The 10,405-nt window shown below is 69.4% G+C and carries 10 protein-coding genes; 5 read left to right on the top strand and 5 right to left on the bottom strand.

Translation table 11 applies throughout. The features are described 5' to 3' along the window. On the top strand, nucleotides 1-1,030 hold a 1,030-nt coding region (locus tag AB0C29_RS18370; protein ID WP_360821577.1), incomplete at its 5' end, for an ATP-binding protein. 4 nt (nucleotides 1,031-1,034) lie between these two features. Here AB0C29_RS18370 and AB0C29_RS18365 read toward each other — a convergent pair. Continuing rightward, entirely contained in the window at nucleotides 1,035-1,172 is a 138-nt protein-coding gene (locus tag AB0C29_RS18365) for a hypothetical protein (protein ID WP_360821575.1), read from the bottom strand. 126 nt (nucleotides 1,173-1,298) lie between these two features. On the opposite strand from AB0C29_RS18365, the gene AB0C29_RS18360 reads away from it, so the two are divergent. From AB0C29_RS18360 to AB0C29_RS18350, 3 genes are all read left to right on the top strand, one after another. Then, a complete protein-coding gene (locus tag AB0C29_RS18360; RefSeq protein ID WP_360821573.1) occupies nucleotides 1,299-1,913 on the top strand; it encodes a hypothetical protein in 615 nt (204 codons plus the stop codon). A gap of 107 nt (nucleotides 1,914-2,020) precedes the next feature. Then, a complete protein-coding gene (locus AB0C29_RS18355) occupies nucleotides 2,021-4,450 on the top strand; it encodes a glycogen/starch/alpha-glucan phosphorylase (protein ID WP_360821571.1) in 2,430 nt (809 codons plus the stop codon). A 142-nt stretch (nucleotides 4,451-4,592) separates the two neighbouring features. Continuing rightward, nucleotides 4,593-5,369: a hypothetical protein gene (locus tag AB0C29_RS18350; RefSeq protein ID WP_360821569.1), complete on the top strand. Its 777-nt coding sequence runs from the start codon at nucleotides 4,593-4,595 to the stop codon at nucleotides 5,367-5,369. A gap of 15 nt (nucleotides 5,370-5,384) precedes the next feature. On the opposite strand, the gene AB0C29_RS18345 is transcribed toward AB0C29_RS18350, so the two are convergent. The 4 genes from AB0C29_RS18345 to AB0C29_RS18330 all read right to left on the bottom strand — a co-directional run bounded on the left by AB0C29_RS18345 (nucleotide 5,385) and on the right by AB0C29_RS18330 (nucleotide 9,896). Further along, the gene (locus AB0C29_RS18345; RefSeq protein WP_360821567.1) at nucleotides 5,385-6,485 is read right to left on the bottom strand and encodes a DNA glycosylase AlkZ-like family protein; all 1,101 of its coding nucleotides are present in this window, start codon (nucleotides 6,483-6,485) and stop codon (nucleotides 5,385-5,387) included. A gap of 78 nt (nucleotides 6,486-6,563) precedes the next feature. Beyond that, nucleotides 6,564-7,478: a carbohydrate ABC transporter permease gene (locus AB0C29_RS18340; RefSeq protein WP_360821565.1), complete on the bottom strand. Its 915-nt coding sequence runs from the start codon at nucleotides 7,476-7,478 to the stop codon at nucleotides 6,564-6,566. Beyond that, nucleotides 7,475-8,416 carry a sugar ABC transporter permease gene (locus tag AB0C29_RS18335; RefSeq protein ID WP_360821579.1) on the bottom strand — a complete coding sequence of 314 codons (942 nt, stop codon included), beginning with the start codon at nucleotides 8,414-8,416 and terminating at the stop codon, nucleotides 7,475-7,477. Before AB0C29_RS18335 ends, AB0C29_RS18340 begins: the two co-directional genes overlap by 4 nt. A 115-nt stretch (nucleotides 8,417-8,531) precedes the next feature. Next, entirely contained in the window at nucleotides 8,532-9,896 is a 1,365-nt protein-coding gene (locus AB0C29_RS18330) for an ABC transporter substrate-binding protein (protein ID WP_360821563.1), read from the bottom strand. Between the two features lie 293 nt (nucleotides 9,897-10,189). Between AB0C29_RS18330 and AB0C29_RS18325 the strand changes: the two genes are divergently transcribed. Beyond that, nucleotides 10,190-10,405, top strand: a 216-nt coding sequence (locus AB0C29_RS18325; RefSeq protein WP_360821561.1) for a hypothetical protein, incomplete at its 3' end; no start/stop codon positions are given.

Raw genomic sequence — 10,405 nt, 5'->3', positions numbered from 1 at the left:
CAGCCGGATCCCCGTCGGTGGCACCGACGAGGTCGATGTGCGCTGGCCCGACAACGCGCCGCCGATGCCGGAGTGGACCGTGCGGGAGGTCCTGGCCGGGGAGGCCGGCGCCGTGCGGCTCGTGCCCGACGTCCCGGGCGGCGTGGCCGTGCCCATCGGCGGCGACGCCGACTGCCCACCCGGCTTCATCTACGTCGTACGCCCCGACCAGCCGGACTGGACCGCCGACGAGCGGCGCCTGCTCGCCACCGTGGCCCGCGAGGTCGACCACACCGTGCGCCAGCAGCGCCTGCAACGCCGCCAGGCCCGGCTGATCACGGAGCTCCGGGTGCTCGACGAACGCAAGGACGCCTTCGTCGCCACCGTGACCCACGAGCTGCGTACCCCACTGACCAGCATTCTGGGCTACACGGAGATGCTGGCCGACGGCGACGGCGGGGACCTGTCCCCGCTGCAGCAGCGCGGTGTCACCGCGATCCTGCGCAACGCCCACCGGCTGCAGGAGACGGTCGCCGACCTGCTGCTGCTGGACCGGGCCAACAACACGGTCGGCGCGACCACGGCCCGGGTGGACCTGGCCGAGGTGATGGCGGCGCTGCGGACCGAGTTCGAGCCGGTGGCCCGCGGCCGCGACCTCAGCCTGACCGGGGAGGCGGAACAGGTCTTCGTCGACGGGGACGCCCGGCAGCTCGAGCGGGCGCTGCGCAACCTGCTGGACAACGCGGTGAAGTTCACCGGGCCCGGCGGGGCGGTCGCGTACCGGCTGCGGGCCGTGGACCACGCGGCGGTGCTGACCGTGACCGACACCGGGATCGGCATCCCCGAGGGCGACGTGGCCGGCCTGTTCACCCCGTTCCACCGGGCGGCCAACGCGATGGACCAGGCGGTGCAGGGCTCGGGCCTGGGACTGGCCATCGTACGCAACATCGTCGCCGAGCACGGCGGCTCGGTCACCGCCGAGTCCCGGCTGGGCCAGGGCAGCACCTTCACCGTCACGCTGCCGGCCGCCGAGGCGCCGCGCCCGGCCTGAGCCGTCATCGGGGGCGGCCGAACGCCGCCCAGAGCTGACCGCCGACGATCAGCACCAGAGCCGCCAGCCAGAACACCACGAAGACCGGATCGCTGCCGCCGAACTCGACCACGCCGAAGACGGCCAGGCCCAGGCCGGCCACGGCTCGGACACGCCTGCCGCGGCAGCGCCCGCTTTGCACGGCAACCTGCCCGCAACCGGGCCGGGCACCCGTTCGCACCACGGCGGGCCGACGCTGATCTCACCCCCGAAACAAGGAGATCTCCCGATGCGTCTGCGTCGTACTGCTGTCGCCGCCCTGCTGGCCGCCGGGATCGTCGTTCCCGCCGTCGGTACGGCCGCCACCGCCTTCGCCCAGCCGGGCGGTAAGCCGGTCTCCGCGCAGAAGGCGCACCCGAAGCCGAACAAGACGAAGAAGCCCGTGCGGACGCCGTTCGCCGCGTCCGGCAAGGTCACCGCCGTCGACGCCGCCGCGGGCACCGTGACGCTGCTGGCCAGCGGCGGCACCAAGGATGTCCGCAGGCAGACCGTGACCGTCACCGTGCCGGGCAGCCTGCGCGTGGTCGTCAACGGCAAGCGCACCACCCTCAAGACGGTCGCGGTCGGGGCCAGGATCACCGTCAACGGCACCCGGGTCGGCACCGCCTACACCGCCACCAAGGTCTCGGTGACGCAGAAGAAGGGCGCGGTGGTCAAGCCGACCCCCACGCCCACCGTGTCACCCACCCCGCAGCCGACGCCGCCGGCCGAGGACACGCCGGTCGACGAAACCCCGACTGACGACACCCCCACGGCGGAGCCCACGCCGACCACCAGCCCGGAGCCGGACGAGGACCCCACCGAGGACCCCGAGGACGAAATCTCCGACGACTTGTCCGCCTAACGCCGCGAAACGCCCCGTTCCGTACCCCGGAGCGGGGCGTTTCCGCTGAGCGTTGATACTCCCCGTGAGACCGTCGAGGGACGGATCACCGTCGGGAGGGACCAGCCGTGACCTACGTGACGTCGCCGCACTCCGGCGACACGCCCGGCGATTTCGGGCGCGACCTGCTCAGCAACCTGTACTACCAGCGCGGCACGACCCTGGAGTCGGCCAGCGCGCAGGACGCCTACCACTCGCTCGCCCTGACCGTGCGGAACCGGCTCGTCGACCGCTACATCCGCACGGCGGCCGCGCACTACCGGGCCAACCCCCGGTTCATCTACTACCTGTCGGCCGAGTACATGCTCGGCAAGCAGCTCGACCAGAACCTGCTCTACTCCGGCACCGAGGACAGCGCCCGCCGCGCGCTGGAGGGCCTCGGGCTGTCGAGCTCGGACCTGGACGCCCTGGACGTCGAGCCCGGCCTGGGCAACGGCGGCCTGGGCCGGCTCGCCGCCTGCCTGCTGGACGCCATGGCGACCCAGGACATCCCCGCGGTCGGATACGGCATCCGCTACGACTTCGGCATCTTCAAGCAGGCCTTCCACGACGGCGGCCAGGTCGAGCGGCCCGACGACTGGACCTTCTACGGCAACCCGTGGGAGTTCCACGCCTCCGACGACCAGCAGACGGTCGGCTTCTACGGCCACGTCGAGCCCCTGGAGGGCCTGCGCAAGAGCTGGGTGCCGGGCGAGGTCGTGCTGGGCGAGCCCAGCCACATGCTGGTGCCCGGGTACGGGACGACCACGGTCAACATCATCCGGCTGTGGCGCGCCCGGGCCGCCCGGGAGTCCTTCGACCTGTCCCGCTTCGGCGCCGGCCAGTACGGTGAGGCGGTCGAGGAGATCGTCCGCTCGGAGAACATCAGCAAGGTCCTCTACCCGGACGACAGCACCGAGCTCGGCCGCGAGCTGCGCCTCAAGCAGCAACACTTCCTGGTCACCTGCGCGCTGCGGGACATCGTGCGGCGGTTCCGGCTGCGCAACAACGACTGGGACGACTTCGCCGGCAAGGTGGTCATCCAGCTCAACGACACCCACCCGGTGATGGCCATCGCCGAGCTCATGCGGATGCTGGTCGACGAGGAGGGCCTGGAGTGGGACCGGGCCTGGTCGATCACCCGGCGGGTGTTCGCGTACACGTGTCACACGCTGCTGCCCGAGGCGCTCGAGACCTGGCCGGTGGCGCTGGTGCAGCGGCTGCTGCCCCGGCACATGGAGATCATCTTCCTGATCAACCACCTGTTCCTGCAGGAGGTTGCCGCCCGCTACCCGGGTGACGACGCCAAGCTGCGGGAACTGTCGATCATCCAGGAGGGCGGCGAGCAGCGGGTCCGGATGGCGCACCTGGCCGTGGTGGGCAGCTCGGCGGTCAACGGCGTCGCGGAGCTGCACTCGCGCCTGCTGGCCGCCACCACCCTGCGCGGTTTCGCCGAGCTGTGGCCGGGACGCTTCCACAACGTCACCAACGGCATCTCGCCCCGCCGGTTCGTCCGGCTGGCCAACCCGCGGCTGTCCGACCTGATCAGCGGGCGGATCGGTGGTCGGGAGTGGCTGACCGACCTGGACCGGCTGGTCGAGCTGGAGCCGGCCGCCGACGATCCCGGCTTCCGCGAGCAGTGGCGCGAGGTCAAGCGGCGCAACCGCGAGGAACTGGCCCGGCACGCGCTGGCCGCGACCGGCGTGGCGATCGACCCGGACGCGCTCTGCGACGTGATGATCAAGCGGTTCCACGAGTACAAGCGACAGCTGCTGCGGGTGCTGCACGTCGTCGCGCAGTACCACCGGATCCGCCGGGACCAGGTCCAGGACGTGGTGCCCCGCACGATCGTGTTCGGTGGCAAGGCGGCGCCGGGCTACTACGCGGCCAAGCGGATCATGCGCCTGGCCAACACGGTGGCCGACCTGGTCAACGAGGACCCGGTCGTCTCGCCGTACCTGAAAATGATTTTCTTGCCGGACTACAACGTCTCCCGGGCCCAGCTGATCATCCCGGCCGCGGACCTGTCCGAGCAGATCTCGCTGGCCGGCAAGGAGGCCTCCGGCACCAGCAACATGAAGCTGGCCCTCAACGGCGCGCTCACCATCGGCACTCTGGACGGCGCCAACGTGGAGATCCGCGACCGCGTCGGCGCGGACAACTTCTTCCTGTTCGGCCTGGACACCACGGAGGTGGACGCGGTCCGGGCCCGGGGTTACGAACCGCGCGCCTACTACGACCGGGACGCGGAACTGCGGGAGGTGCTCGACACGGTGGCCCACTACGACAAGGAGATCGTGGACGACCTGCTGAACCGCGACGAATACCTGACGCTGGCCGACTACCGCGCCTACGTGGACTGCCAGGACCGGGTGGCCCGCGCCTGGCGCGACCGGGAGGGCTGGACCCGCACGTCCATCCTGAACACGGCCCGCAGCGGCTTCTTCTCCTCGGACCGCACGGTACGCGACTACTGCCGCGACATCTGGCACGTGACCCCGCTGCACATCGACGGCTGAGCGGGGCGGCGCTCGTGAGCGCGACTCACGAAAGTGCTGACAAATTCCACTGTGCCCGCCCCTTGCGACGGTCGAGGCTGAACCTGGCCGAACCGCTACGCACCGTTCGGGGGGCGTCATCCTTCTCGTTGTTGTCGCAGTTGTGCTCAGCGCCGTTCTCGGCTATCTGATCAATCAGCTGCCCGGTATCCAGAGCTGGTCGGTGGCCGCGCGGGTGACGCTCTTCCTCGCGGTGGTCGCGGCCTCGTCCGTCGTCGCGGCCGCCACCAGCGCGGCCACCGAGAAGGAGAAGTCCACCCCGGTCCCGACCGTGAGCACCTCCGCCCGCCCGCTGAGCCTGAGCGAGTACATCGCGAAGTGGCGCGCCGGGCCGGTGAAGCTGACTGTCGAGCACTACAACGCGTGGGTGGTCCGGAAGAACAGCAAGGACGTCAAGGACTGGACGGAATTCGACATGCGGTTCAGCGTCCGCAACGAGACGACGGGTCCGCTCGACCTCGCGGCGGCACCGACGTCGCTCGTTCTCGTCAGAAACGCCGTCTATCCCGCCGACTCCACTTTCACCGACAACCAGCGATCGATCGCGGAGGTCCCGGCCGACTGGAACCTCTACGGGGTGGGCTTCGACAATGTGCCCGACTATGTCAGCGTCGGCGACAAGAAGTACGACATCTTCTGGACCGGGTCCACGCTCAAGGTCGCCGACGAGTTCACCTCCTCCAGCACGGCGGGCAACGGGATCTCGTATCAGATGCCCGCGCCGGCGAAGGCGTTGAAGGGGGAGGTCGATGCCATCGCGCCGAGCGCGGTCAACGTCATCGGGGCGGCGTGGCTCGGCACGGACGGACTGATCCAGGGATTCACCCCGACCTCGGAGTGGAAGGGTCCCAACTCGATCGACTCGTTCATCGGGGGGTGAGAGCCGCGAGGGGTCTCAGGCCGGCAGCACGAGGTCGAGACCGAGCCAGTCGGCCAGGTCGGCGATCTCGTGCCGCACGGCGGCGGTCCTCGCGGGGGTGAAGGGGACGTCCTGGTGGATCGTGTGCACCCGGAACACTCCGGCCCGGCGGTCCGCGGCGGCGTCCAGCTTGCCCACCAGCCGGTCGCCGTCCAGGATCGGCATCGCCCAGTAGCCCCAGCGGCGCTTCGCGGCCGGTTTGAACATCTCCAGCTGGTAGTCGTACTCGAACAGCTCGGTCAGGCGCCGGCGGTCGTAGACCAGGCGGTCGAGCGGGGACAGCAGGGCGACCCGGCCGGTGAAGCGCTGATCCAGGTGCCAGGGGTCGACCCGCCACTGGCCCTTCAGACCCTCGACGGTCGCCGGCTCGCCCGCGGCGCCCACGTCGTCGGGCTCGCTCGGGCTCTTCGGCGCCTTCGCCCGGGCGATGCCGAGCGCGCTGAGCCGGCGTTCGTCGCGGCGGCGCAGCGCCTCCTCGTAGGGCACCACGTCGTCCGGATAGACCCGCTCGGCCAGGTCCCACAGACGGTCGGGGCCACGCCGGCCGGCCGCGGCCACCTCGCCGCGCTGGACCAGGAAGCCGAGCAGCTTCGTGACGTTGCGGTTGTCCGTCCAGCCGGAGGAACGCCACGGGATCTCGCAGGTGGCCGGCAGCTCGCGGGTGGTCAGCGGGCCGTCGGCGCGCAGCCGGTGCAGGATGTCGAGCCGGCAGCCGTTGTTGGCGTCGACCCACTCCCGCAGGTCCTCCTGCCACTCGCGCAGCGGTGGCCGTCCGGGCCACTCGGCCATCTCGGCCCGGTACAGCGCGATGTCCTCCGGCGGGCGGACCATGCCGTGCAGCTCCAGCAGGGCCTGCTCGTCGAGGGCGTCGCGCAGCTGCCCGGGCCGGTAGGCCGGGCCGAGCCGGCTCCACAGCACCAGGTCGGCGCTGGGCGCGACGGCGGTGGCCGGGTCGTTCTGCAGCAGCGTCAGGCGCCGCACCACCTCGAACAGATCGGTCGGTGAGCGCGCGTCCAGCAGCTGGGCGCGCACGGCGATGCGGCGCGCATCGGCCCGCGACAGCTTGTGCACGGTCATCGCCCGACCCTAAGGGCCGGGTACGACAGAAGGGCCCGGATCCGCCGCAGCGGTCCCGGGCCCCTTGTGCGCCTCGGGTCAGCCCTTGACACTGCCCGCGAGCAGGCCGCGGACGAAGTACCGCTGGAGCAGCAGGAAGATCGTCACCGGCACCAGGATCGACACGAAGGCGCCCGCCGACAGCAGGTGCCAGGCCGTGCCGCGGGTGCCGCTGAGGTTGGCCAGCGCCACGGTGATCGGGGCGACCGCGTCGCCGCCGCCCGCGAAGGTGAGGGCGACCAGCAGGTCGTTCCACACCCAGAGGAACTGGAAGATGCCGAACGCGGCCAGGGCCGGTCGCAGCAGCGGCAGCAGCACCCGGAAGAAGATCGACACGTGTCCGGCGCCGTCCACCCGGGCCGCTTCCAGCAGCGTCGCCGGGATCTCCCGCATGAAGTTGTGCAGCAGGTAGATCGCCAGCGGCAGGCCGAAGATGGCGTGCGAGATCCAGATCGTCCAGAAGGTGTTCGCCAGGCCCGCGTCCACGTACAGCGTGAGCAGCGGGATCAGCGTCACCTGCAGGGGCACGATCTGCAGCGCGAAGATCGCCAGGAACAGGATGTTGCGCCCGGGGAACTTGATCCAGGCGAACGCGTACGCGGCCAGGCAGGCCAGGCTCAGCGGGATGAGCACCGAGGGGATGGTGATCACCAGTGAGTTCACGAAGAACGAGCCGAGCCCGGCGCCGCTCTCCGCGTCCAGCACGGCCTTGTAGTTGTCCATGGTGAACTTCGGGTCGGAGAAGAAGGTCCACCACCCGGTCGTCTTGATCGCCCGCTCGGGGCGGAACGACGACACCAGCAATCCGAACGTCGGCAGCGTCCAGAGCACCGCGATGACCAGGGCCGCGAGCGAGGCCCAGGGCGAGGTCAGCTTCTTCTTGGCGACCGCCGCCGCGTTCGGCTTGTCCGGGGTCAGCGGTGGCGTCGTGGTGACCGGCGTGACGGTGGTCATAGCGCCTCCGAACTGCGGATCTGCCGGATGTTGTAGGCGACGATCGGGATGACCAGCAGGAACAGCAGCACCGCGAGGGCCGAGCCGAGGCCCTGGTTGTCGCTGCGGAAGCTCTGGCTGTAGAACTCGTTGGCGATGACGCTGGTGTTGAACTGGCCGCCGGTCATCGTGCGCACGATGTCGAAGACCTTCAGCGTGCCGATGCCGATGGTGGTCAGCACGACCACGACCGCCGGGCGGATGGCCGGCAGGGTCACGAAGCGGAACATGCCCCACGGGCCGACGCCGTCGAGGCGGGCGGCCTCGATGATGTCGTCCGGGATGGCTTTGATGGCCGCCGACAGCACGGTCATCGCGAAGCCGGCCTGGATCCAGATCATGACCACGATCAGCAGGAACGTGTTCAGCGGCGAGTCGACCAGCCACTGTTGCGGGCTGCCGCCGAGCCAGACCAGGACCTGGTTGAGCAAGCCGATCTGCTTGACGTTGCCCTGGTCGGGGCGGAACTCGTAGACGAACTTCCAGATGATCGACGCGCCCACGAACGAGATCGCCATGGGCAGGAAGACCAGCGCCTTGGCGAAGGACTCCATCTTCGCCTTGTCGACCAGGATGGCGTACAGCAGGCCGACCGCGGTGGCCACGAACGGCGTCACCACGACCCAGAAGACGGTGTTGCGCAGCACGGTCAGCTGGTCGTTGTCGGTGAAGATCGTCTTGTAGTTGTCCAGGCCGATGAAGGCGCTGCCGGCCGCGTTGAAGAACGACTGGTAGATGGTGCGGACACCGGGGTAGACGAGCCCGACGAGCAGCATGATCAGCGTCGGGGCGAGATAGGAATAGGCGACGATTTTGTCACCGCGGCGGCCGCCGAAGCGCCCCGCGATGAACAGGATGATGCCCACGACCGCGGCGAAGAGAAGGATCGCAGCGAACATCTGCGTGAACTTCTCGGCGGTGGTGTCGGCGGTGTCGAACACGCGACCCGTACCTCCTCTGGAGAGCGGCGGGGCCGGTCGCCTTGCGGCGACCGGCCCCGGGTGAAGATTCAGATCACTTGGGCCAGGCCTTCTCGATGTTGTCCACCGTCGTCTTGGTGTCCTGTCCGGTGATCCAGCTCGTCGTCTGCTTCCAGTAGGCGTTGGAGCCCACGGCGGCCGGCATCTGGTCCGAGCCGTCGAAGCGGAAGACCGTGTTCGGGTCGAGCAGGATCGTCGCGGCCAGCTTGTCGATCGGGTTGCTCAGGTTGTTCGGGTCGAGCTTCTTGTTGGCGCTGACCCAGCCCTGGGAGGCCTTGGCCTTGATGTTCGCCCAGGTGTCGGTCGACAGGTACGTCTGGAAGGCCTTGACCTCCGGACGGTCCGCGAACGCCACGTTGAACTCGCCACCACCGAGCACCGGCTTGTCCGTGGCGGTCTTGCCCGGCAGGTAGAACGCGAAGACGTCGCCGTCCTCGGCCACCTTGGTGCCCTTGGGGAAGTTCGCCGCGTAGAAGCTGGCCTGGCGGTGCAGCGAGCAGGTGCCCTCCAGGATCGGCAGGCCGGCGTCCTGGAAGGTGGTCGTGGCGATGCTCTTGACGTCGCCCAGGCCACCGTTGACGTACGCCGGGTTCTTCAGGTAACCGCCGACCGCGTCCAGCGCCGCCGAGGACTCGGGGCCGTTGAACGGGATCTCGTGCTTGACCCACTTGTCGAAGGTCTCCGGGCCGCTGAGGCGCAGCATCATGTCCTCGTGCCAGTCGGTGAGCGGCCAGCCGGTCGCCTCACCGCTGCTGATGCCCGCGCACCACGGCTTCTTCTTGTCCGCGACCATCTTGTCGGTCAGCGTCTTGAGCTCGTCGAGCGTCGTCGGCACCGCGTAACCGGCGTCCTTGAACTCGCTCGGCGAGTACCAGACCAGCGACTTGACGCTGGCCCCGGAAGGCGCGCCGTAGAACTTGCCGTTGACGGTCGCGTACTCCTTCCAGTTCTTGTCCCAGAACTTGTCGACGTTGGCGGCGACCTCGGCCGGCGCCTCGACGGCCTTGCCGGTGGCCACGAGCTGCTGGAGCAGGCCGGGCTGCGGCACGATCGCCAGGTCCGGCGGGTTGCCCGCCTTGGCGCGGACCAGGATCTGCGTCTCGAAGGACTTGTCGCCCTCGTACTTGATGGTCACGCCGGTGCACTGCTCGAAAGGCTTGTACGAGTCCTTGTACGCCTTGTCCTCGGGCGTCACGATGCCCGTGTAGACCGAGACCGTCTTGCCCTTGAGGTCTCCGAACGAGCTGAACTGCGCGCAGTCGATCGACTGCGCGGCCGTGTTGGAATCGTCGTCCGAGTCGTCACTGCCGCCGCAAGCAGCCAGGCCGAACACCAGGCCGATGCCCAGCGTGCCGGCGAGCGCGCTCCTGAAGCGCGGGCTATTGGATTGACCGAACATACCTCTCCCTATCTCACATCACGCCGGGGCGTGACATCACCGTCACCGTCTCCGGTTCCCCCGGTTGCCAGTCAAGAGGTGGAAACGGTGTTTCGCAATGTTTCCGCTTGATCAACCGAGTAACGATTCGGCACCGGGCCAGCGGAGACCTTAAACGGTTAAGAAAGCTAACCGTAAAACGGGCCGCGCACCGGTGTCACCCCGGGCGTGCACCCGCACCGCTACCGCGTACCGGTGTAGTAAGTGGGCGCGGCGTGGCCGTGCCGAGCCCGAACGCCCGCAGGAGGATCGCGATGCCACCCGAGCGGTCCGGCTCGTTGCCCCGTACGGTCGCGTCCGACCCGGTGGTGCTCACCCTGGCCGGGGTGTCCCTGGCGGTGATCGGCTGGCTGCTCTGGGGACCAGGCGGCATCGCGTTCCACGTGCTGCTGCGCGCGTGGCTGGGACCGGCGCTCAACCTCGTGCTGCTGGCCGGCGCGGTGCGGCTGGCCCGCCGGTCCGGGCGTGAC

Origin of the sequence: Actinoplanes sp. NPDC048791, assembly GCF_040650095.1 — a bacterium.
Taxonomy (GTDB): Bacteria; Actinomycetota; Actinomycetes; order Mycobacteriales; family Micromonosporaceae; genus Actinoplanes.
This window is presented reverse-complemented; position numbering and strand designations above follow the sequence as displayed.